This is a genomic window from Pseudanabaena sp. lw0831 (assembly GCF_016584665.1).
Taxonomy (GTDB): Bacteria; Cyanobacteriota; Cyanobacteriia; order Pseudanabaenales; family Pseudanabaenaceae; genus Pseudanabaena.
Window position 1 is genome coordinate 34,584 of the sequence record NZ_BBJB01000115.1, and the last position, 24,205, is coordinate 58,788.

General features: G+C 43.2%; 19 protein-coding genes. 10 read left to right on the forward strand and 9 right to left on the reverse strand.

Going from position 1 to position 24,205, the window contains the following annotated elements:
- Window positions 1-94: 94 nt before the first annotated feature.
- The 4 genes from bchM (at window position 95) to ilvA (ending at window position 4,582) form a co-directional block, all read left to right on the forward strand.
- Window positions 95-802 carry a magnesium protoporphyrin IX methyltransferase gene (gene bchM, locus APA_RS23755; RefSeq protein WP_201324694.1) on the forward strand — a complete coding sequence of 236 codons (708 nt, stop codon included), beginning with the start codon at window positions 95-97 and terminating at the stop codon, window positions 800-802.
- Between the two features lie 113 nt (window positions 803-915).
- A complete protein-coding gene (locus APA_RS23760; RefSeq protein ID WP_201324695.1) occupies window positions 916-1,575 on the forward strand; it encodes a restriction endonuclease subunit R in 660 nt (219 codons plus the stop codon).
- A gap of 219 nt (window positions 1,576-1,794) precedes the next feature.
- Window positions 1,795-2,745, forward strand: coding sequence for a hydroxymethylbilane synthase (gene hemC / locus APA_RS23765; RefSeq protein WP_201324696.1), 951 nt, complete (start codon window positions 1,795-1,797; stop codon window positions 2,743-2,745).
- Between the two features lie 325 nt (window positions 2,746-3,070).
- A complete protein-coding gene (gene ilvA / locus APA_RS23770) occupies window positions 3,071-4,582 on the forward strand; it encodes a threonine ammonia-lyase, biosynthetic (protein WP_201324697.1) in 1,512 nt (503 codons plus the stop codon).
- 103 nt (window positions 4,583-4,685) lie between these two features.
- On the opposite strand, the gene APA_RS23775 is transcribed toward ilvA, so the two are convergent.
- Window positions 4,686-5,906 (reverse strand): NAD(P)/FAD-dependent oxidoreductase, encoded by a 1,221-nt coding sequence (locus APA_RS23775; RefSeq protein WP_201324698.1) that lies wholly within the window; start codon window positions 5,904-5,906, stop codon window positions 4,686-4,688.
- 476 nt (window positions 5,907-6,382) lie between these two features.
- Between APA_RS23775 and APA_RS23780 the strand changes: the two genes are divergently transcribed.
- Window positions 6,383-6,586: a hypothetical protein gene (locus APA_RS23780; protein WP_201324699.1), complete on the forward strand. Its 204-nt coding sequence runs from the start codon at window positions 6,383-6,385 to the stop codon at window positions 6,584-6,586.
- 247 nt (window positions 6,587-6,833) lie between these two features.
- Window positions 6,834-7,379 (forward strand): hypothetical protein, encoded by a 546-nt coding sequence (locus tag APA_RS23790; protein WP_201324701.1) that lies wholly within the window; start codon window positions 6,834-6,836, stop codon window positions 7,377-7,379.
- A gap of 23 nt (window positions 7,380-7,402) precedes the next feature.
- Here the strand turns inward: APA_RS23790 and hrcA are convergent, their stop codons facing one another.
- A complete protein-coding gene (gene hrcA, locus APA_RS23795; RefSeq protein WP_201324702.1) occupies window positions 7,403-8,467 on the reverse strand; it encodes a heat-inducible transcriptional repressor HrcA in 1,065 nt (354 codons plus the stop codon).
- 449 nt (window positions 8,468-8,916) lie between these two features.
- On the opposite strand from hrcA, the gene APA_RS23800 reads away from it, so the two are divergent.
- Window positions 8,917-10,809 carry a protein phosphatase 2C domain-containing protein gene (locus APA_RS23800; RefSeq protein WP_201324703.1) on the forward strand — a complete coding sequence of 631 codons (1,893 nt, stop codon included), beginning with the start codon at window positions 8,917-8,919 and terminating at the stop codon, window positions 10,807-10,809.
- Window positions 10,810-12,354, forward strand: a complete 1,545-nt coding sequence (locus tag APA_RS23805; protein WP_201324704.1) for an NAD(P)H-hydrate dehydratase — start codon at window positions 10,810-10,812, stop codon at window positions 12,352-12,354. It begins immediately after the preceding gene.
- 29 nt (window positions 12,355-12,383) lie between these two features.
- On the opposite strand, the gene APA_RS23810 is transcribed toward APA_RS23805, so the two are convergent.
- Together APA_RS23810 and APA_RS23815 are read right to left on the reverse strand one after the other, a co-directional pair.
- On the reverse strand, window positions 12,384-14,921 hold the full coding sequence (locus APA_RS23810; RefSeq protein ID WP_201324705.1) for an EAL domain-containing protein: 2,538 nt from the start codon (window positions 14,919-14,921) through the stop codon (window positions 12,384-12,386).
- An 81-nt stretch (window positions 14,922-15,002) separates the two neighbouring features.
- Window positions 15,003-15,740: a sirohydrochlorin chelatase gene (locus APA_RS23815; RefSeq protein WP_201324706.1), complete on the reverse strand. Its 738-nt coding sequence runs from the start codon at window positions 15,738-15,740 to the stop codon at window positions 15,003-15,005.
- Between the two features lie 49 nt (window positions 15,741-15,789).
- Between APA_RS23815 and hflX the strand changes: the two genes are divergently transcribed.
- Window positions 15,790-17,460, forward strand: a complete 1,671-nt coding sequence (gene hflX / locus APA_RS23820) for a GTPase HflX (RefSeq protein ID WP_201324762.1) — start codon at window positions 15,790-15,792, stop codon at window positions 17,458-17,460.
- 24 nt (window positions 17,461-17,484) lie between these two features.
- Here hflX and APA_RS23825 read toward each other — a convergent pair whose 3' ends face one another.
- Window positions 17,485-18,054 carry a Uma2 family endonuclease gene (locus tag APA_RS23825; protein ID WP_201324707.1) on the reverse strand — a complete coding sequence of 190 codons (570 nt, stop codon included), beginning with the start codon at window positions 18,052-18,054 and terminating at the stop codon, window positions 17,485-17,487.
- 227 nt (window positions 18,055-18,281) lie between these two features.
- Entirely contained in the window at window positions 18,282-19,397 is a 1,116-nt protein-coding gene (locus tag APA_RS23830) for a leucine-rich repeat domain-containing protein (RefSeq protein WP_201324708.1), read from the reverse strand.
- 248 nt (window positions 19,398-19,645) lie between these two features.
- On the opposite strand from APA_RS23830, the gene APA_RS23835 reads away from it, so the two are divergent.
- On the forward strand, window positions 19,646-20,245 hold the full coding sequence (locus APA_RS23835; protein ID WP_201324709.1) for a heme-binding protein: 600 nt from the start codon (window positions 19,646-19,648) through the stop codon (window positions 20,243-20,245).
- A 113-nt stretch (window positions 20,246-20,358) separates the two neighbouring features.
- Here the strand turns inward: APA_RS23835 and APA_RS23840 are convergent, their stop codons facing one another.
- The 3 genes from APA_RS23840 to APA_RS23850 form a co-directional block, all read right to left on the reverse strand.
- The gene (locus APA_RS23840; protein ID WP_201324710.1) at window positions 20,359-21,303 is read right to left on the reverse strand and encodes an aldo/keto reductase; all 945 of its coding nucleotides are present in this window, start codon (window positions 21,301-21,303) and stop codon (window positions 20,359-20,361) included.
- Window positions 21,304-21,389: 86 nt separating this feature from the next.
- Window positions 21,390-22,487 carry a glycosyltransferase gene (locus APA_RS23845; protein WP_201324711.1) on the reverse strand — a complete coding sequence of 366 codons (1,098 nt, stop codon included), beginning with the start codon at window positions 22,485-22,487 and terminating at the stop codon, window positions 21,390-21,392.
- 97 nt (window positions 22,488-22,584) lie between these two features.
- On the reverse strand, window positions 22,585-23,712 hold the full coding sequence (locus APA_RS23850; RefSeq protein WP_201324712.1) for a geranylgeranyl reductase family protein: 1,128 nt from the start codon (window positions 23,710-23,712) through the stop codon (window positions 22,585-22,587).
- Between the last annotated feature and the right edge of the window lie 493 nt (window positions 23,713-24,205).

The window sequence follows — 24,205 nt, forward strand, 5'->3', positions numbered from 1 at the left end:
AGTTTAGTATAAAACCTAGAAAGGAGAGGCATCGCTTCGCGCTGCTTCTCCTTTCTAGGTTAAAATCATCTTTTTGTAAGCTTTCTTCACAATCATGGCTAATAAAGCACTCAACAATACATCAACTAAAGAATCCCCCAAAGATAAAGAAATAGTTCGCGATTATTTTAATTCCACAGGCTTCGATCGCTGGCGGCGGATTTATGGTGAAGGTGATGTCAACCGAGTGCAGCGAGATATTCGGACTGGACACCAACAAACCGTCGATTATGTTTTGAATTGGTTTAAAAATGACAAAAGTGCCGCAGGGCAGACGGTCTGTGATGCAGGTTGCGGTACTGGTAGTCTCAGTATTCCCCTCGCGGCAATGGGTGCAAAGGTATATGCCAGCGATATTTCCGAAAAGATGGTGGGTGAAGGCAAAAGCCGCGCTGCCGATCCTGAAAATCCGATCTTTGCAGTCAAGGATTTATCTTCTTTGTCTGGAGAATACGACACTGTAATCTGTCTGGATGTATTGATCCACTATCCCGATCGCGAATCAGAAGCGATGATCTCCCATCTAGCCTCTCTTGCTAAATCTCGTTTAATCCTCAGCTTTGCCCCTAAAAATCCTTACTATGTATTGATGAAGAAAGTTGGCGATATGGTTCCAGGTCCAAGCAAAGCGACTCGCGCTTATTTGCACAAGGAGTCAGATGTGCGCCAAGTTCTGAAGAAGTTAGGTTTCACAATCAAACGCAAAGAATTTATAGCTACCTCATTTTATTTCTCTCGTCTGTTTGAAGCTGTCCGCAATTAAAATAAATCATAAACCCCAAAGAGTGAGATGCGGCGCGAAGCGCCGCATCTCACTCTTTGGGGTTTGAACAGATCAATCTCGTATAATTTACAAAAGTATTGCAAAATAAAATTATGCCTGTCCTCAATGCCAGTACCTTGACCCTAGATCAAGTTTATGTTCACCTCAAATTCCAGAAATTACCCTATAGCTCTTTCACATCTTTACTTCAGCTAGAGCCATTGTCAGAATTTGAACAGGTTGAACTTAGCCAGATTCGTACTGATTTTGAGAACTATCTTAACGATGGGAAAGTGCTAGAGGATATGGTGATGGCGCTGACTGTGATGCCATTGCTGAGGCTAGCAGGCTTTTATCGCGCTCCAATCAAGATGCGAATGGAACAGGAAATAGAACGCATTAATCTTGAAGATGGCGATATTAGTATCACAGGTAGATTAGACCTGATTTGTATTAATAAGAATCGTCCTACTGCTAACGATATTGCTTTTTGGATTTTAGCGATTGAGGCAAAAAATACGAGTATTAGTGCATCGGAAGGATTGCCACAATTACTTACCTATGCATACAAAAGTTTGGAACAGCAAAAAACAGTCTGGGGATTAACTACTAATGGAGTGTATTACGAATTTTTCTACATTCAGCAAAATTCCCAGAATGCTTCATCTCCAACTTATCAACCATTGTCATCACTCCATCTAATGGAGCCTGAGTCTTCAGAAAAGTTACTGCAAGTTTTGAAATCGATTTGCAAATTACAAAATGCCATATAGCTACCGAAAAAGAGAGTTGCAGCGCGGAGCGCCGCAACTCTCTTTTTGAGTTAAGAATTCTTTACACTTTAAATTTAAGCGATCACATAGAAATAGCCGCAAAACCTGTTTGAATAGAAAATAGTGCTTTTAATTAAGTTTGGTTAGCGCAACACGCCGCCCTACTCATCTTTAAACTCTGTTGTTTTTTATTGTTTTTCATATTATTTAGTTTGTCCTATGGTCGCATCCTCCACAGTTCGCATTAGTTCTCGCAAAAGTCAGCTAGCACTGGTACAAACCCATTGGATACAGGCTGAACTAAGCAAAGCACATCCTAATCTCCAGTTTGATGTCGTCACCATGAGCACACAGGGTGACAAGATTCTTGATGTGCCGCTTGCGAAAATCGGCGACAAAGGTTTATTTACCAAAGAATTAGAAGTCTCAATGCTGACTAAGCAGTCCGATCTAGCAGTGCATAGCCTCAAAGATCTACCCACAAATTTGCCTGAAGGGCTAATGCTTGGCGCTGTAACCGAGCGCGAAAATCCTGCTGATGCTTTGGTTGTCCATGAAAAGCTAAAGGACAAAACTCTCGAAACTTTGCCATCAGGTACTGTCGTTGGTACGTCTTCACTGCGTCGCTTAGCGCAGTTGCGTCATTACTATCCTCACCTTACTTTTAAGGATGTCCGTGGGAATCTCAATACTCGTCTGCAAAAGCTCGATTCTGGTGAATATGATGCGCTAATTCTTGCTGCCGCAGGCTTGCAACGTTTGGGAATGGGCGATCGCGTTCATGAGGTGATCGATGCTGAGATTTCGCTCCATGCAGTTGGACAAGGTGCTTTAGGTATCGAATGCCGTGCTGAAGACCCAGAAATCCTTGCTTTATTTGAGCCAATCATCCACTATCCCACCACTCAACGCTGCCTCGCCGAACGCTCCTTCTTGCGCGAACTTGAAGGTGGATGCCAAGTTCCTATTGGCGTAAATACTTTCATTAATGCTGACAAACTCACATTAAAAGGAATTGTTGCTAGCCTTGATGGTAAAACTTTGATCAAAGGAGAAGTCACTGGCGATTTAACTAAACCTGATGAGATTGGGCTAGAACTAGCCCATCAGCTCAAGGACAAGGGTGCTCAAGACATTCTCAACAAGATTTTCGCAGAAGTTCGTGCATAATTCTCTACAAAACTAATTTCAGGAATTTCAGCGCCACGGGCGCTGAAATTCCTGAAATTAGTTTTCTTAAAACCTGATGCTAAGTATCTAGGCAAAGCCTCAAAAGGCAAAGTGCCCGCTAAGCTGGCACTTTGCCTTTTGAGGCTTTGCCTAGATACTTATTCCAACGCCCGAAAGTGTGACTACACTTTCGGGCGTTGGAATAAGTTCCTGATTAAAGATGCGAGAAAAAGAGTAAAATTGTAGCTCACTAAACCAATTCTTATAGTTTGTAGTACCAACGGCGCGGCAACCTATAAAAATTAATAATTAAGTTGATAGCGTTGTGCAGCCTGACTATTTAGAACGTATCCTCAAAGCTCGCGTGTACGATGTCGCGCAAGAAACACCATTAGAATTTGCTCCTAACCTATCGGCGCGATTGAATAATCGGCTGCTGCTAAAAAGAGAAGATATGCAATCAGTCTTCTCTTTTAAATTGCGTGGTGCGTACAACAAAATGGCGCAATTATCTTCTGACTTGCTTGCTCAAGGCGTGATTGCCGCATCGGCAGGAAATCACGCTCAGGGGGTTGCCCTCAGTGCTCGTGAATTAGGGACAAAAGCAATTATTGTCATGCCTGTGACTACGCCATTGGTGAAAGTGAACGCTGTGAAAATGCGTGGTGGTGAAGTGGTTTTACATGGTGACACCTACGATGATGCCTATGCCCATGCAAGGCAATTGGAAGCAGAGAAGAATCTCACCTTTATCCATCCCTTTGATGATCCTGATGTGATTGCAGGACAGGGAACAATTGGCATGGAGATTTTGCGTCAATATCAGAAACCGATTCATGCGATTTTTGTAGCGATCGGTGGTGGCGGGCTAATTTCGGGTGTAGCTGCCTATGTGAAACGATTACGACCTGAAATTAAAATCATTGGCGTAGAACCAGTTGATTCTGATGCGATGTCGCGATCGCTACAGGCTGGTCATAGAGTGCGCCTCGAACAAGTTGGTTTATTTGCCGATGGTGTGGCGGTGCGTGAAGTTGGGAAAGAGACTTTTCGCCTTTGTCAGCAATATGTTGATGAGATTTTGTTAGTCGATACTGATAATACTTGCGCGGCGATTAAGGATGTTTTTGAGGATACGCGCTCGATTTTAGAACCTGCTGGAGCTTTGGCGATCGCAGGTGCGAAAGCTTATGTCGAACGCGAAGGGCTAGAAGGACAGACTCTAGTTGCGATCGCCTGTGGTGCGAATATGAACTTCGATCGCTTGCGATTTGTTGCCGAGCGAGCGGAACTCGGCGAACATCGCGAGGCGATTTTTGCGGTGACGATTCCTGAACATGCTGGCAGTTTGCGGAAGTTTTGTGAACTCATGGGCAAGCGAAACTTAACTGAGTTTAGTTATCGGATTGCGGATCGGGAAATTGCTCATATTTTTGCTGGTGTACAGATTATCAATCGGGCTGATGCAGCAAATCTAGCAACCACTTTTGCCGAGAATGGATTTACTGCGATCGAGATTACCGATGATGAACTCACGAAGTTACATCTACGACATATGGTTGGAGGGCGATCGCCACTTGCCCATAATGAACTTCTCTATCGTTTTGAATTTCCTGAGCGTCCAGGCGCATTGATGAAGTTTGTCGGCTCGATGAGTCCTAATTGGAATATTAGCTTGTTCCATTATCGTAATAATGGCGCAGATTATGGAAGGATTGTTGTCGGTGTGCAAGTACCTCCGTCAGAGATGGAAGAGTGGCAAGCATTTCTCGATACACTCGGTTATCGCTATTGGGATGAAAGCCAAAATCCAGTCTATAAGTTGTTTTTAGGTTGATCTTTTTTAGGAATACCACAAACTTAGCTCACCAAAAACTTCTATAGATGACTGTTAATGCGGTTAATGAATAGGAGATGGTGATTTTGCCTCTATTCATTAGTTATGCCCATAGAATCCCAAACCGCTTGGCTTTGCGCTTCACTTCCGAATAGGGAATATCCACGCTCTTGGCTTGATTAAATATGCACAATCCTAACTTTGTAGCGATCATTGCCCGCAGCAAATGAAAGGGATTTTCATAGAGCAACTTTTCACTCATCCATGAAACTGCATCTGCCTCAAGCTTCCATTTATTGTTGTACAGCTTGGCAGCTTTGAGAAGTTGACTTGGCAAAGTACCTATCTCCCCAATGCAGAGATCTAGTACCATAGACGATTCCATAGCCGCGTTGACACCCTGACCGATTGGTGGAAACGCTGCGGCTGCATCTCCGAGTAATACTGCCTTCCCACCATAAAGTTGCGAGCAAGTCAGAGTTTGCCCAATGTGGTAGCAAGTACGTTTAGCATATGCCGAGATCTTCTCTTCACTTGCTAGTTCAAGTATCTTTGGTACACGCTTTCTTAAAAACAGGTAAGCTTCTTCGGTGGTCGAGAATACTTGCTTCGTCTTTGTGCCGATCGCACAAAACCATCGCGGTATATCTAAACCATGCTCTCCTGCGATCGCACCTGCAATGCAGAATGGCGTAATAGCTAGACCATAAAGGTAGTGTTTATCTAACTTGTCTCCCACAAGATCGAGTTCAATCATAGTCGAGTAATTTTGCAGTGACTTACTTTGGACAGTAAATTCTGGGATCTGCTCAACCATCGCTTTACGAATGATAGAACCTGCTCCATCTGCCCCAATGATGAAATCGAATTGTTGCACGTTCATGCCGCCGATCTGGAATTCATAGGTTAGGATTCCTGTGTGGACATCCACTGAGTGAACGCGGCATTCAAAGTGTAAATCTATCCATTCTGAGTACTTGGCTTCTATCGTCGCCATCAGCGATCGCAGGATATCTCCTCTCGAACCAGTCCAGCCCGATTCCTCAGTTTCTCCATAGCGAAATTTGAGACCTTTAAATTGAAACATCCTTGCATCAAAGTAATTGCAAGCATCGATGTAGCGCAAGGCTTTGAGTCCATGACCCGATATATCGATCGCGTAAGACCTTTCTGGATTAAATCGTAAGGATAATTCTGGATGAGCATCACGCTCAAATACTTGCGTCCTTATTCCCCTTCTAGCTAGAGCGATCGCCGCAACTAAGGCCGCAGGACCACCACCGACTATCGCAATGTTTACATCACTGAATATTTTGCTTGTCAATATGTTCTAGAACTAAATTTTTATTTGATTCAGAATAAATCTAGCATCAATTTCGCGTCTGGATTTGAGCTTTGAACTTTCGGGCAAGTGGCCTTTACCATTGAGCGCACTCATATTTTGGGCAGGATAGAGATCGCCGCAGGCAATGCCTTGAGATGCTCCTGCATTAATGCGATTGATGTAGATGTACAGAATAAATTACCAAACCCGTAAAGTTGCGCCCCGCAGGGGCGCAACTTTACGGGTTTGGTAATTTATTCAAACTAAGAGGGTAAATACCCCACCGCTCTGCGGTGTGAGTAAATTCTAGTAAAAAAAATGAATAACCCCGTCCGCTTGCAGCGGGGTTATTCATTTTTTTTACATGACTTATAATTATTGTTTCCAAATACACAAAAAATACCTAATTTTTGTAATTTTTTATACAATAAAAAAGATTTAAATATGTATTGCAAACCCAAAAGAGATTTAGTGTTATGTTTGGTCGTACTCGTATTAGAGAAGCTCATTATCAAGAAGGTTTGCGCGATCGCAAGGCGGGAATCCTACCACGCAGGAATGATGCTAATTATTTAGAAGCTTATCTAAACGATAGACCAGGTGGTTTAGATGCGGTTATGCAGTATTTCCCGACAATCCAAGAATATTGGCATTGGAAATTAAATCACTCAAACTTTTAAGCCAGATTGCGACCTACTACATCGTTAATTATCGACAAGCAATCCCAACCTTGACTATGTTATGAACATCAGTTTGAGTAGCCTTAATTGCCAAAATGCTTGATTTACAGCAGTTATCGCTCAAGCCCACCACAAAATGGGTCGCAGGGCGAAGCCCCGCAATGGGTTTTATATTCTTGTTTGTGGCGGGGTTGAAAGCAAATTGCTGCAAGCGATCTGTTCTAAACAAGTCATATATCAAATCACCATGAAAGCTACTCACCTTTTCGTTGGGACAGTCTGTTCTCTCTTCGCCCTAATCATCGCTCTACCATCTCCAGTCTTGGCAGGACGCTATGTGATAAACCAAAGCCCTGAAACGCTGAGCGAATACTTTGGAGAACCTATCAATATTTCTGAGAGTAAGAATGGGGCTATTTATACTTATTCAAGTTTTGAATTGAGAGAATTTTTACCGCAATTTAAGAATGTAAATCTTTCAGTCCTCTATGTTAATAGTCGAGCAAAGTCGATTAGTTTCAATCTGAACGGAGAGGCTAATGCTGAAGAGGAGTTCGATCTTGCGACGATTAGCAGGTTTTACAATTATATTTTCGGATATCAGCCTTCGATCTTTAAGCGTCTTGCTAGACAGTTTTCAGGCAACGAAACAATCGCTACCTATCAATATTGTCTAGGGGATGGAGTGGCTGCAAGCTTTACTCTTGGAGGATATAAACAGTTTTTGTCGGGAGGTGTCGATTTATTTTACGAAAGTAAATGTGAACCACCCTATGTAAATCTCAAAGATTGATTTCAAAGCATTTTTCGCAGCGTTTACCATTTACTAATTGCATCGGTTAGGTGTAGTGCCGCCGCCTGTACTGAAGCGATCGCCCTTGTATAACCCAATCTGGTTGGACCTAATACACCCACTGTCCCTACGGGCTTATCATCACAGAGATAAGTGCTAGAAATAAATGTACAGTTTTGAATTGGCTCAATTGAGATTTCGGAACCAATTCTGATGCTGACGGAATTTGCGGATGGAGTGGGCTGATCGATAATTAACGCCATTAACGAAGCGCGATCTGCTTCCAGTAACTGCACAATATTTTGCACCTGACGCAGATTGGAAAACTCAGGCTGGCGTAATAGCTCCGTTAAGCCACTAATAAACATTTGTCCCAGAGCCGTGCGATCGCATAGTTTCATGAGCTGCTGCAAGGACTGCTGTAACAACACCGCATATTGCTGAAACTGGCGATCGAGATCGTCCCATTGCAAAGCGCTATTTAGCTCCGACCAGTTTTTATCCCGTAAATGTTCATTTAAGAAATTATTGAGAATATTTAATTCGCCTTCCAAAACTTCGGGCTTAGTTTCGCTAGGCAAATCCATCGTTACTGAGGCTGTGTGATAAGTATCGCTAACTGCGATCGCCATCACTTTGCAATCATCCACCATTACTAATTGCAAATGTCGAATCCGCATCGTTTGCATATTCGGAGATGTAATCACGGCGATGCAACCGCTTAGGGTCGCCAAAATCTGAGCAACATCACGCATCACTCCATCGAGACTGGACTTGCCGAGGCGATCGCTTTTACTCGCAAGAAACTGGTGAGTGCTATAGGTTAACTCGCTGGCAGGATCGATCAATTCATCAACATAGACTCGGTAGCCAGAGTCTGAAGGGACTCGCCCCGCCGATGTGTGAGGCTGAAATAACAAACCACTGCGATCGAGCATATTCATCACATTGCGAATCGTGGCAGGGCTAATATCAAAGTCATACTCTGACACCAAAGCCTTAGAGCCAACTGGTTCCGCCGTTAGAATATAGTGATCGATAGTTGCCCAGAGAACTTTTTGTTCGCGATCTGTGAGGTGATGCTTCATGGTTTATGGCAGTGAAATAATGTTGAAAGACTTATAAAAAAAGGGTTTTGATAAAAATAGAAAAAATAAATCAAAAAATAAACGGAAGAAAAAAATAAGTATTAAATTTTTACTGTTAAATTAAATTTCTGATCAAAGGCTAATTACTACAGTAACCAGATTCTAAAGAAATCTGGTAACAAGTTGTACAGTCATTTAAGCGTTTGTATATTTGTACGACCCAAAACAAGATGTAAATCCATAAAAATAGTCTCGCTGTTTCGCTACAATAGCCAAATGTATCTTGAATAAATAGGTCAAACCTTCTAATTTATTAGGTGGATATCGCTCAGGGCTGCTTATCCTGTCCTCAAATTTGTTAATCTAAATAAACTCTAAGACATCTGAGCTTTTCACTATATTCTTCCCTAAGTCCACCACACAATTTTGGCAAGCGATCAATAATCTTCATGGAAAAACAAGAGCAAGCTACGGCAGTTGATCAGCAATATCTTTGGGCAGTCGGGCTTGATACCGATGCATTTCCGCCCGATGCGCTGATTGGCGATCGCTATCGTGTCATCTCCTCACAAATCGTTGTTGATACGGACGCTTACTCACTGCCAGAGTTACCTCTTGAATTTCAGACCTATGTGGTGTCTTATCTGAAGCTGTCTAGACTTAGCTTGCATTTGCCCCGACCTTACGGCTTATTGCTAATGGGTGAAGAACTAAGTATTTCCGAAATATTTTTATTAGAAAATGTGCCAATTGATCGCAAAGGCAATCTTTGCCCGACCTTGACTGAGGTATGGGCGGAAGCATCAGCTTTGCGGCAAATTAATTTGCTCTGGCAAGTCCTAAACCTTTGGCAACCCCTTGCTGAGCAAAATATGGCTCGCACCTTGATCGATCCCAAATTAGTACGGGTCGATGGCATGTGGGTGCGCTTGTTGGAATTACAAGCAGATGTTGCCGCTGTGCATATCTCGCAATTAGGTGATATCTGGGTGCAATGGCTGGATCTGGCTAAGCCTGAAATCGCGGAACCGATCGCGGAATTTTTCTATAGTCTGGGTCGCGGTGAATATGACATCAATAGCGCGATCTCCTATCTCGATCGAATGTCACTCAAGGTGATGGAAAATCGGCCCCTCACGGTGCGAATCGCCAGTGCTAGCGATGAGGGACAGCAGCGCCCACATAATGAAGATGCTTGCTATCCTGACGTGAAGCGCCAAAAACGATCTGAACAGGTGGAGAGTCTGCGCGATCGCCTTGCGATCGTTTGCGATGGTCTGGGCGGACATGAAGGCGGCGAAGTGGCAAGTTCTTTAGCGATCAAGACCCTCGAACAACAACTAAAAACTTTATTACAACAAGCCGAAAACGATCCCGATTTTTCTGCTCAGGGTTTTATTGCCCAACTAGAAATGGTAGCTCGTGTTGTTAACAATCAAATTGTGGCAATTAATGACCAACAGCAGCGTCAGGCTCAGCAACGCATGGGCACAACCTTGGTGATGGCAGTTATGCCCCGTCCTAACGGCAATAACAGCAATGAGGTCTATGTCATGCATGTCGGCGATAGCCGTCTGTACTGCGTCACTAAAGACAATTTGCGTCAAGTCACCCTTGATGATGATGTGGCAACTCGCGAAACCACGTTGGGTTATAACTTTTATGCTTATTCATCTCAACGCATTGATGGCGGCGCTTTGATTCAGGCTTTAGGAACGCGAGGTTCCGATATGCTAGTGCCGCGAGTGCAGAGATTTTTTATTGATGAAGACTGCCTCTTGCTGCTCTGTTCTGATGGGTTGAGTGATTTTGATCGGGTCGAGCAAATTTATGATGGCTATCTCCTCCCAGTTGTAAGTGAGAATAAGCCTCTTGACCGCAGTTGCCAAGATCTGATCGACAAGGCAAATGAACTGAATGGACATGACAATATTACGGTTGCTCTGATGCGCTGTCGATTTACACCCGCCGATGCTGATGAGTATCTAGTAATCGAAAATAATATCCCCACATCGATTCATATTGCTGAAGAGGATGTGGATACTGAAGACATTCAGCCTGAGCCTAGAGATCCAGCAGGTGCTTTGGTCTTGACATCACCAGACTCGACAGATTCAGAAGATACCGAGTTTGAGATCAGAGATATGGGTAAAAATATCGATATCAATTCGGCAAAAACAGAATTTGCAGTGCCGAAGCAAACCAATAGTACTTTTATTATTATTTTGATTTTAGTAGCTTTGATTTTGGGGAGCGGCTTAGCAGCGATGCAGTTTCCTCAAGTCAAAAATTGGGTGCGCCAAAACTTACCAACTAGTCTCCAGAGATTTGTCCCTGAATGAATGAATGACCTTCTCTCCGCACAGGCGATCGCCACGGCTGCACAAATGCAAGCGATCGAGAATTTGATTTTTCAGGCAGGTATGCCCGTAGCAGCCCTGATGGAAAAAGTCTCCTTGCGGATTAGCCAAAGGTTAACCGAACTCTTTCCTGTTCAATCCTATGGGCGGATTGGCGTACTAGTTGGCTCTGGTCATAACGGCGGTGATGCCTTAGTGGTTGCGCGAGAACTGCATCATCAAGGGCGACAGGTGAAAATTTATACACCGTTCCCCAAATCTAAACCCTTAACGCGAGTGCATGGGTGCTATGCCAAAAGTTTAGGTATTCCTTTTGTAAATTTGGAAGCATTGCAAGATTGCGATTTGCTAATCGATGGCATATTTGGCTTTGGATTAGAGCGTGATGTGGTTGGCGATGTCGCGATCGCAATCAACACAATCAATAATTGGCAAATCCCAGTTCTCAGCATTGATATACCATCAGGGCTTCATACCGATCATGGCGGTGTAATGGGAACGGCGATTTGTGCCACCAATACCTTTTGTTTAGGTTTATGGAAGCGTGGCTTGCTGACAGAAGCTGCTACGCCCTATGTCGGGAAACTCGAAAGGATCGGATTCGATATCCCCGAAAAATTTGTACTTCAGATCCTTGGTAAGCAACATCCATTATGGCGAATTAATCCCCAAGCAGTAATGCGTGATCGCCTTCCGATTGCACGCAATCCCATAACTCATAAGTATGAAGTTGGGCATTTACTGCTAGTTGTTGGTTCTCAGAAATATGGAGGGGCTGCGCTTCTTGCCGCTATGGGTGCAAAAGCCACAGGGGTGGGCATGTTATCGATCGCTGTTCCAAATTCTCTCAAATCTTTGATTCTTGCCCAAGTTCCTGATGCTCTCGTCATTGGCTGCCCTGAAACAGAATCTGGCGCGATCGCTTCATGGCCGGATCTCGATTTGCAAAAATATCAAGCGATTGCTTGTGGTTGTGGGCTTTCTACTGAAGCATTCCCAATTGTGGAACAGATGATAAATAGCGATCGCCCTTTGGTTCTTGATGCTGATGGATTAAATGCTTTAGCTAGTATGGGCAAATCTCAAATCACCCAAAAATTAAGTCAGCGCACTAGTGCGCTGATTATGACACCACATTGGGGTGAGTTCTGTCGATTATTTCCAGATTTGCGTGAAGTTGAAAGATTAGAGGCTCTGCAAATTGCGGTCAATCAAACGCAAGCAACTATTTTACTTAAGGGTGCAAGAACAGCGATCGTGTTCCCTCAGGACACAACATCACAGACATGGATCAACCCAGAAAGTACATCAGCCTTGGCAAGAGGAGGCAGTGGCGATGTGTTAGCAGGACTGACTGGGGGGATGTTAGCGCAAGGCATGGCAGCAAGTGATGTAGCGATCGCGGCGGCAGTTTGGCATTCTCAAACAGCGATCTGGCTAGCTAGTCAGCGCACCGAGATGGGTGTTGATCCTGTGACTCTTGCTCAAAATTTATTGCCATTTTTATCCGCCACACAACTTAAATAAATAAAGTCGGCGCTTCGCGCCGACTTTATTTATTTAAGTTGTGCTTGCAGTAACAAAGTTGCTTCATGGGCAGGGACGGGACGACTAAAGAGATAGCCCTGTACTGCGTCACAATCATGCGAGCGCAAAAATTCTAATTGTTCTTTGCGCTCTACCCCTTCCGCAATCACCCTGAGATTAAGATTATGAGCCATTGCAATAATTGCAGAGGTAATTGCGGCATCATCTTTATTCTGAGGAGTTTCGCGAATAAAGCTAGCATCAATTTTGACCTTGCTAACAGGCAACAATCGTAAATAACTCAGCGAAGAATAGCCAGTTCCAAAATCATCAATCGATACGCTCATTCCTAGGGATTTTAATTCCTTTAACATCGTAATCGTTATATGTTGGTCTTGCATTACCAAGCTTTCAGTAATTTCTATTTCTAAATATTGAGGCTCTAAATCTATCTCTGTCAGGATTTGCATGATGCGATCGCAAAGATCTACCACTTGAAATTGTTTTGAGGAGAAATTTACAGCCATCCGAATCGGCGGTAATCCCTGCCTTTGCCATGCTCGATTTTGCGCACAGGCAGTTCTTAGCACCCATTCGCCCAAGCGCACGATCAAGCCATGCTCTTCGGCAGCAGGAATGAATTGATTAGGGGGAACCCATCCGAGGTCAGGATGTAGCCAGCGTGCTAACGCCTCCATACAATCGATCTCCCCCGTGACAAGATTAATTTGTGGTTGATAGAATACCTGAAACTCTGAACGCTCCAGAGCTTGACGAATCCCATTCTCGATCGCCACATATTCCTTAACTTTTGCACCGATTGCATGGTTGTAAAGTTGATAATGATTGCGACCACGTTCTTTAGCGCGAAACATTGCTGTATCAGCATTTTTCATTAAAGTCTCTTCATCCGTACCATCATTAGGATAGAGACTGATGCCAATACTAGTACCAATATAAAGTGACATTTCTTCAACAAAGAAAGGACTTTCAAAGGATTGTAAAATCATTTGGGCAAATTGTTGAATTGACTCTACACTTTGCAATTCTGGGACGAGAATCATAAACTCATCTCCACCCATCCGTGCCAAGAAAGTGCGATCAAACATGCATTCGCTCAGCCTTTTAGCAACTTCGATGAGGAGGCGATCGCCTGCGGCATGTCCCATCGTATCGTTTACTAACTTAAAGCGATCTAAATCAAGAAACATTACCGCTAGTATCGGGGAAATGGATTTGATTTCGATGAGATTTTTTTGATCGAGATCGATTTGCAGTTGTTCGTGGGCATTTACTAAAGCTGTTGAAAGGCGATCGCGAAAAAGAACACGATTTGGTAAATTTGTGAGCGAGTCATGAAAAGCAAGATGTTCGATCTCGGCTTTAGCCCGCTTACTTGATGTAATATCTTCAACCGTTCCCTCAAAATACAGGATATCCCCAGCCTTATCCCGCACTGCATGAACATTTTCTGATGTCCAAATGATTGATTTATCTTGCCGATACACCTCGGACTCAAAAAATTTAACGTCCTCTTGTTCTTCCAAAAGTTTGATTAACTCCAATCTCCGTTGAGGATCGACATAGAGTTGATGCTCGATATCCGTAAGATTAGCAATCAAGTCTTCTGGAGATGCATATCCATATATTTCAGCTAGCATTGGATTAGAAATTAAAAATCTTCCATCAACAGTTGACTGAAAAATCCCTTCAATAGCATGTTCAAAAATGCCACGATACTTGGCTTCAGCTAGTTTGAGGGCTTCTTCAGCCTGCATTTTTTGAGTGACATCATTTACCAAAATCAGTTCACATTTTCGATTTTTATAGTCCAGTGTATGCGCTGAAACATCCACAAAAATATGCGTGCCATCTTTTTTGCAATGTCTCCATACTTCAGGCACGCTAAATCCCGCTGACACCTTAGCGATCGCCTCTAAGAGTTTTGGCATATCTTCAGGAGGGCGAATGTCTTGCAATGTCATTGACAGAAATTCATCTTCACTATAGCCATAGTGATTGATTGCAGCCTGATTTACTGCCAAAAAACCCAGTGTTTCCAGATCGTATATCCACATGGGATTAGGATTATTCTCGAATAGATAGCGAGTCCGGTTTTCAAAATCTTGCTGATTTTTCGCGGTCTGTTCCCAATCAGTAATATCTTCAAATCGATTCACAAAGTGAGGTTCCTTCGAGCCGCTAATATCAAGATCGGTGCTTTGGAGAACCTGCACAATTTGACCGTCTTCACGGATATAACGCACATTGAGATAACAATGATCGATTTCTCCTGACAGCAATCGCTCTTTCAGAAAATAGTAAGCGGATAAATCATCAGGATGACAAATCTGCTCATACTTAAGTTGGCAGATTTGCTCAGAGCTATATCCTAATAAATCGCAAAAAGATACGCTAATTCCCCGAATTTGGTCATCTAGAGTTGTCTCAAAAACACCCACAGTACTATTCTCGATGCATTTAGCAATTCGCATCAAGTTTTTGAGACGCTCTTGCTTGAGGATCTCTTGATATATGGGATTAAGATGTTTATATCTTTCAGCCAACTTTTTTTACCTTGTCGGTCTTACTATAGCGTTTTCCAGTCTAGCGAGTTGTGTCCCCACCGAAGGCGGGGACACAACTCGCTAGACTGCGAATTTCAATGCTAAATCTACAATCTGCACATTCGATAATGGTACAGGCAACTGCTGAATCTGAATGCGATCGCTATATGGTTTTAGTTTATTGGCGATCGCTTCGGTGATTCCACCTTCAGTCAAAAAATACGGCAACACAGTGACTTTATTTGTTCCCTGTGATATTAAATTCTCGATTTGAGTTTCAATTTTTGGCTCTACTCCCCAGTAGGCTGCGATTGCCTGACTCTGTTTTGCCAATTCCTCAACCACTTGATTTGCCCCAGCCCGACGACTTCCATGCGCCATTAAAATTCGTCCTTGCTTTTCTAAGTTGCTTTGTTCAGTATATTTCTCAAAGTGATGCAATAGTAAACTCGGAATCTGAGAAGCTTTGCCTAAGTGAGCCATTGTCCGAAATATTAACTTATTTGGCAGCAAATCGGGAACCGTTGTTTGTAAATTACTTTCAGCGATCGCTACTTGTTCGGGAATATCATTGCTAACATGAACCCCTTCTAGTAAAAACAGAGGCAAGATCGCAATTTCTGAAATGCCGACTTGGAGTACCTCAGTCGCAAATCGTTCTAATTGCTGCGACAGGCTAAGTTCCTGACCTTCCAGACATCCGCCGCTAATATAGAGATCGCTTTGAGATCGCGCTACTGTCACTAAATTTTGCAATGCTAACCACGAACGGCGATCGCTACTGCCATGGGTGACCAAAAAAAGGGCTGCGGCTTTCATCGCATCATACTCAGTATAATTGTAGTGACAATTATACTGAGTAACGCATATCGAAACTATTTACGGAAAAACTCAAGGACTGAAGGCTCATCAATTAAAGCAACTAGATCGGCTGTATCGATCGCGGTTGCCTCAAGATAGCCTTGTCACACCCGAACTAGCTCAACGCCTTGCCGCAGTAAGTGCTGAGCTAAAGGAATTTATCTGCATCTACATCAATCGGCGAGGACAGGTGATCCGTGTCGCGATCGGTACACCCAATCAAACCAAGATCCCACCCTTGGAATTACCGCGCTATGGTAGCGATCGCCTCAGTGGATTGCGCTGCATTTGTGCAAGTCCCGATGCGGAGTATCCCAATCCCACCGACTTAACGGCGATGTTGATGCAACGCCTTGATGCATTGGTGATTTTGTCAGTAAATCTTAAAGGTCATACTGAGCGCGGCTATTTGGCGCATTTATTGCCAGCTAGTGATACAGAATTACCCGAGCAGCAGGATGCTTGGCGCGTGTCCAAACTGATGACGGTGGAGGCATTATCTAAGCAAGATTTCTTAGAATTAGTGGAAGGGCTAGAAGAAGAATTTAGCCGTAATTTTGCTGGTCGCGCCACTGACGACAATCAAGATCGGGTGATGTTAGTAGGATTAATGCATCAAAAAGAAAAATCTGAATCCATGCCCTTTGCGATGATCGAACTCGGCCATCTGGTGGAAAGCGCAGGCGGCAAAGTGTTAGATGCGCTCTGGCAAAAACGCGAACGACCTCATCCTCAGACCGTTCTCGGCGAAGGCAAAGTATTAGAACTGGCGATCGCCGCGCAAACTAAAGGGGCAAATCTTGTGGTATTTGATCGCGAACTCACGGCTTCGCAAACCCGCAATATCGAAAGAATGATCGGCTTACGAGTTAGCGATCGCACGGAAGTAATTCTCGATATTTTTGCCCAACGCGCCCAGTCATCAGAAGGGAAGTTACAAGTTGAGCTAGCCCAACTCGAATACCGTTTACCGCGCTTAGCTGGGCATGGACAAGCTCTATCCAGACTCGGTGGTGGTATTGGCACACGCGGGCCTGGTGAAACCAAATTAGAAACCGATCGCCGTGTGATCCAGAAGAGAATCACGTTCCTTCAGCAACAAGTTAATCATCTGCAAGCACAGCGATCGCGCATTCGCCAAAAGCGCGTCGATCAAGAGGTTCCCACGGTAGCGATCGTCGGTTATACCAATGCTGGTAAATCGACTTTGCTGAATGCTATGACTAAAGCCGATGTCTACGCCGCCGACAAGTTATTCGCCACCCTCGATCCCACCACGCGCCGCCTCACGCTCACAGGTGAAGATGACAAAATCCATACGGTTCTTCTTACCGACACTGTCGGATTCATCCATGAACTGCCCAAATCTCTTGTTGATGCTTTTCGCGCCACGCTCGAAGAAGTCTCAGAAGCTGATGTATTAGTACATCTAGTCGATGCTTCTCATTCTGCTTGGGAAGATCAACTCAAATCAGTGGATAAAATTCTCAAGGATATGCCGATCGCTGTTGGTCCAATTTTATTAGTTTTTAATAAAATTGATGCGGTTGAAGATCCAAAGGCAATTCTAGAGCAATATCCTGATGCGATCGCGATTTCTGCCCTCAAGCGTCAAGGCTTCGAGCAAATGAGTAAGTCTTTACTCAAGCTGATCGAATATGCGATCGGTGAACTGTAACAGTTAGATGGTGCTTTGCGCCATCTAACTGAAGGAAACATCTTCATAAAGATCCGCAAATTTCCCTTCAAAGTTAATACTCGCTAATTGGAAAATATCTTGCTCTCCAGAATATGATTTTAAATACCATATTCCTTCTTCATTGCGGCGAAAGCAGTCAAGACGTTGACGCTTGGTGTTCACTAAAACATATTCTTCAAGACTCTCTATTTGCTGATAATCGTCAAACTTATCACCTCTGTCAAATCCCTCGGTAGACTTTGATAGAACTTCGATAATTAGTTTAGGAAATCGCTTTTGATTTTGCGATTGGGTATCTCTAGGATCGCAAGTCACCATGACATCTGGGTAATAAAAGCGATTTAAGGAATCTATTCTCGCTTTCATGTCAGAGATATAAACTCGGCAACCAGAGCCGCGTAAATGACTACGAATTACACCAAAAGCATTGCTTGCGATCGTAACGTGAGGATCGTTTGCGCCAGCCATTGCATAAACATAGCCATCGATATATTCATGTTTAATCTCGCTTTTCTCTTCCATTTCAAGATATTCGTCTGGAGTTATGTAATTAAATTTTGGAGTTGCAATCATAATTTACCTACGATAGGATTTAGTTTTATTTTATACCCTCAATTTGTAAGGAGGATCGCGTTAATGCATAAAGCAATCGCCATACATCTCTTTCAATTCTCGCTTGAGTTCGTTAAGTGTTGGCAATAATAGCGCTCATGTCGGTATTCAGGTGAAACTTGATTTTCATGCTACTGAGGATGTCTCCTATGTATAAGTTCTTAGCTGTCCGCTTGAGCTGGCTTCACCTAATTCCCCAAATGAGCGAAAAATTTGCAAACAGACGCTGGTTTGACTGGACAAACCTTCTCCCTGATTTCATTGTCACCGAGTCCAATTGAAGTCAAATTCGTCAAGCCTGATAGCGGTTTAATATCAATGATTTGATTGCCGTAGAGATCGAGCCTAGTCAAGTTTTTCAAGCCCGATAGCGGTTTAATATCAATGATTTGATTGCCGTAGAGATCGAGCCTAGTCAAGTTTTTCAAGCCCGATAGCGGTTTAATATCAATGATTTGATTGCCGTAGAGATCGAGCCTAGTCAAGCTCTTCAAGCCTGATAACGGATTGATATCAATGATTTTATTGCTGTTGAGATCGAGTGTAATCAAGTTCGTCAAGTTCGATAGTGGTCTAATATCACTGATTTTATTGTTAGAGATCCTGAGTCCAGTCAAGTTCGTCAAGCTCGATAGTGGCTTAATATCAATGCTTGGATTGAGAGCGAGAGTGAGATCGAGCCAAGCCAAATTAGTCAAGCTCGACAGAGGTCTAATATCACTGATCTTATTGTTAGAGAGACTTAGTTCAGTCAAGTTCGTTAAGCTCGACAGAGGTCTAATATCACTGAGTTGATTGGTGCCGAGATCGAGTGTAGTCAGGTTCGTCAAGCTCGATAGCGGCTTAATATCACTGATTTGATTAGCTTGGATAAGGAGTGAGGTCAACTTATTTAATCTCGCTAGAGGTCTAATTTCACTGATTTTATTGGAAATGAGACCGAGGTCAGTCAATTTAGTCAAACTCTTTAGTGGTTTAAGATCGCTGATTTGATTGCCGTTGAGATACAGGTGAGTCAAATTAGTCAAACTTGCTATGGGCTTAAGATCGCTGATTTGATTGCCGGAGAGGTTGAGATCGGAAAGGTTGTTGAGTGTAGAATTAGCCAACTTACAGTCTTGTGTTCCAACTTTCTTTAACATTGCATCAACTGTCTTTCTAGTTTCTGCGGGGAGAGAATCTTTTTGCAGACACCATTGTTCAAAGCTTTGATTTTGAGTCGGAACTGCCTGTGCTTGTAAAACTTGAAATAAAAAAAGAACTGTGGTGGCAGAGAGGATATTCAAGGCTAAAGAAGATTTCATGTATGTTCCGATTTTTTTAGGATTTTATCGCTTTTCTAGGGATGTGTCTGCGATCGCAGTTGGATCGTAATGCGATCGCGATCGCATATCTAAAGACAAAGCCAATTCTCGAAAATGGTGTCAAACTTTCGAGAATTAAAAATCAAATCTAGTTGAGGTTTTGACCCCTCAAAATAGGAACACCATTCTGAGGATTGGGATAAGATTATTTTGCCCATTTCCCTATGCCGTCAACGTACAATCAAAGTATGAAACTTTCTACATTGGTCATAATTGTTGGTGCGATCGCTCTTCCTTTTGCATTATTTGCCGTAAAAAAAGCCATGTCTGCACCTTTACCCGTCGGATTTCCAGCGCCTACGTCTCACGACACGATCGAAGTTAAGCTATATCCCGCCTATCGCTCAGGCACTTACACCTATGAAGGCAACCTTAGTGAAGCCACCAGTAATTCCTTTAACCCGCTATTTCGCCATATCAGCAGTAATAATATTTCTATGACTTCTCCTGTGGAAGCGCGTTACCCGATCGCTACTATCGATCGGCCAATTCAACAAGGTAAAGCTAAGGTTTCATTCTTATACAACAACAATGAAATCAATCCAAAGCAAGTATCTTCCGACATTCAAGTAGAAGATCATCCACCGATGCTAGTTGTCAGTCTGGGCATACAAGGAGCCTATGGCTATGGTAGCTTTTCAGAACATATTGCGAAGTTAAAGCAATGGTTAGTAAACCATCCAGAATATGAAATAGTCGGTGAGCCAAGAGAATTTCTCTACGACTCGCCCTTCACACCATCGCCATTAAAACGCCGCGAAGTACAAATTCCCATTCGCAAGCGATAATTACTCAAACCCGAACCGATAAATTTTTGAAAAAATTTATCGGTTCGTTTCAACAAAAACTGCTGCAAGGCCTTTAAATTCTCAAAATGGCAACGCCATTTTGAGAATTGGTATTATGATTTTGGAGCTTTGAGGCGAAGTAGTTCTACTTCTTCGGGCGTTAATGACCACCCTAAAGCACCAGCATTTTGTTGAGCTTGATTGGCATTTTTAGCTCCAGGAATAGGAATTATGTTGCCTTGAGAAATTAGCCAATTTAAGGAAATTTGAGCAGGAGTCTTGTCGTACTTTTCAGAGAGGTCTTTTAGCGTTGAGAATAGTGGTTCTAGCTTTTTCAAACCTTTAGGACTAAAGCGAGAATCAATGCGTCGCGCACCTTGAAGAGATTTTACCGTCTCTGTGGTGTATTTGCCAGTTAATAAACCTTGGGCAAGCGGACTGTAGGCGAGAATAGTCACGCCCAATTGTCGAGCCTTTTCGAGAACTCCATTCTGTTCAATTTGTCTAGTTAACAGAGAATAAGGAACTTGATTCACCGCCAGAGGAATACCCTTCGCGGCAAGATATTGATGAGCCAGAGACATCTGAGCCGCAGAATAATTGCTCACTCCTACCGATTGAATCCTTCCTTTTTTCACCTCTGTGGCAAGAACTTCCATAAAGTCTTTGGTCTTGAGTATAAATTCTAGGGGCCAGTGAATTTGATAAAGACTAATTTGCTCAGTTTGTAGACGCTCTAGGCTAGCAGTTAGAGCATCAGCGATCGCGGATCGATTCCATCGCCAAGGTAATGGGAAATACTTGGTCGCAATCTGCACTGGCTGAGAAGTTTGTTTGCAAAACTGACCAATCAAGCGTTCTGATTCGCCAAATCCGTAAACTTCGGCGGTATCAAAAAATGTGACTCCTTCATCAACAGAAGCTTTAAAAGCTCCCGCCACATCTTCTGCGCCAAAATCTTTACCATAAGCCCAAAACATGGTGTCACCCCAAGCCCATGTACCCACACCTAGCGCTGTTACAGTTGGACCATCGGAACCGAGCTTGATAGTTTGCATGTGTCTTTGATTAAACTTTTCTCAATAATTATAGCAATCACCCAAAAGAGAATGGCGGCGCAAAGCGCCGCCATTCTCTTCTTTTTCTAACTAATTCGAGCATTGCTATAGTTTGAAATTAGTTTGTCAAACCATTTTTCTAAGCGATCGCCCCATACTTCTAGAGAGTATTCTGCCTCTACTTGTTGACGACAGGTAAAGCGATCGATTTGGTCTAATTGATCAATTGCCTTAACTAACCCCGGCACACTTCCCATTTTTACAAGAAACCCTGTCTTGCCATGTCGGACGATCTCCTTCAGTCCACCACTACTGTAGGAAATAACTGGCACTCCACAGGCAAAAGCCTCGATCGCAGCATTACCAAAGGCTTCAATCCAGCGTGGAGTCATTAATAAAGCGCTACATTGCCCCAGCTTTTGCTGTAAGTTATCCGTAGATAGAAATCCTTCGTAATAAATTTCAGCTTTAGGGAAAGAAGTTTGAATCTTTTGCCAATAGCCTTCATCTTGAATCAATCCAAATACATGTAAAGGTAATCCAGTACTTTGCGCAGCTGAGGCGGCATCTTCTAAGCCTTTCTCTGGAGAGATACGCCCTACCCATGCAAGACTAGGATTTTTCGGTTTCGCAATAAAGTTATATTGATTCACATCGATCCCCTTACCCATAATCATCAGGCGATCGCCATGGCTAAAAGTGTCAGCACAGGCGCGAGTATTCACCGCGATCGCGTCAGGGCAAATTCCTGAAATTTTGGACACCATCGCATCCATCACTGGGGAAAGTGACGACATACTGATCCAATGTGCGATCGGGCGGTTGAAAAATGGTGTGAGGTAAAGAGGCAGCCAATCGTAGGCAAAGTTAAATAATAAATCGAACTGATTTTGCGATTCTCTGGCATAGCTCCACATATTTTCGAGAACCGAGTTCTGTGGGATTACAACCATATCAGCACCAACTTGAGTTTGGGCTGAAGTTTGCATATTACCTGAAATTTGGGTCAGCTTCGTGACATTAGTGACAGAACCTTCAGGCGCAACGATTTCTACCTCGTGACCCTTTGCCATCAGAGCCTTAGCCGCATTTTGCAGTGTCAATTCCACGCCTCCACCGATTCCTGATCCCAAGGCTCCCACAGGAGTGGATAGAAATAGCAATCGATAATTTCTTTTAGTCATAGAACCTATGCATCAATTACGAGATGTAGGGTCAATTCATGAATTGCCCCTACGATTTTCTTGTAAAGAATAGGTAGCGCTTTAAGCTACCTATTCTTTATTTCATACCGATTAAACCTTTAGTGAGCCGTTTAATGGCGGCTCCAGCCACATCGCGATAACGCATCTCACCACAAAGGATTTTGCCCATGCGCTGACTTGCACTGGGTCGTTTCACTCCCATCTTGTAGCCAAAACTCGGAATACGATAGAAAATATTGGCAATTCGCTGCGCCCAAACCATATCTTCACCCCATTCTTCTTGGACTTTGAGGGTATATTGCTTGAGCGCATCAGCGTTACCACCGATCGCTTGATCGATCGCTATTCCTGCCAACATTCCCGTTAATAACGAAGGACGAATACCTTCGGCTGTGAAAGGATCGACGATGCAAGCTGATTCGCCTGTGAGCAAAGCATTTTGAGTATGCAGTGGTTGATTGCCATCCCATAGACAAATCGGATGTCCAAATTGCTTCATGGAAGTTACATTAATTCCAAATTCCTGAGCATATCTAGCAGCAATTTCCTTCAGATTTTGCTTCTCGCCACCGATAAATGTCCCTGCACCAATAGAATATCCATCAGCTTTAGGGAAGTTCCAAATATATCCATTTTGAACGGAGCCAAAATCAAAGTGAGCGGCACTAGTATCAGGATGTGGATGTGGCGCTTCGACTTCGAGAGCAGCTCCCATGCGACGTTTCCGTTCTTTAAATCCTAGCCATTTTGCCATGGAGCCTTTTGCCCCATCAGCAGCGATTACATATTTGGCTTCAAAGACATCATTTTCAGTTTTGACTAACCAATGATCGCTTTTCCACTCAATGCCAGTAACACCAGTATTATCACGAAGCTCGACCCCTAGTTTTTGGGCTTGTTGCACAAGGTAATGATCAAAAACATCGCGGCGTACCATCCAGACGGGTTCTTTGGTTTCTAGTTCGACTAATTCAGGATCGCCCATTTGCCATGTATAGCGAATTTGCTGAACTGTCAGTGAAACTGCTGGTGAAAAGTCAAAGTCAAACCACTCTTGTACCATTGGCGAAACGCCACCACCACAGGGTTTGTAGCGAGGTAGACTCTCTTTTTCGAGTAACAAAACTGAGCGTCCTCGTTTTGCCAAGTGATAGGATGCTGAACCACCAGATGGGCCTGATCCCACAACAATGCAGTCGTACATAGGATAAGTATTTTGGGTGAATTAATTACAGACAAAACTTTTAAGATTCTAGCGCTTTCTTAGCTCTTTATTTCAAATTATCGTTATTTACAATATGAAATTGTGGACAAAAATTTAGGCAATCGATGACAATTTTAATCTCATTAGCCAGAAAAAAAACAAGAAAAAAAACACCTTAACCATATTAGTTTTGGTGCTTTGACATTTATTTTTAAGGAGAAAATTTAATAGCTGTAAGCGGCGTTGGTTACTACAAAGATGGTGATCGCACAACCTAAAAACTTAAAAGAAAAAATCAAGATTTGAAAAATATCCATTTTCGTAGGGAAGAATAATTAAAGGGTTGAGACTGCATTTGCCAAAACTAAAACGGCGATCGAACCAGCGTAGAACTTGAAGATAAATCCGCCGAAGTGAAATACTGACATTGCTCTGCTCCTTTTTTCTTTAACTCTTGATGTACTTAGTATCAAGCTTTTTTAAGAGTCAGGTG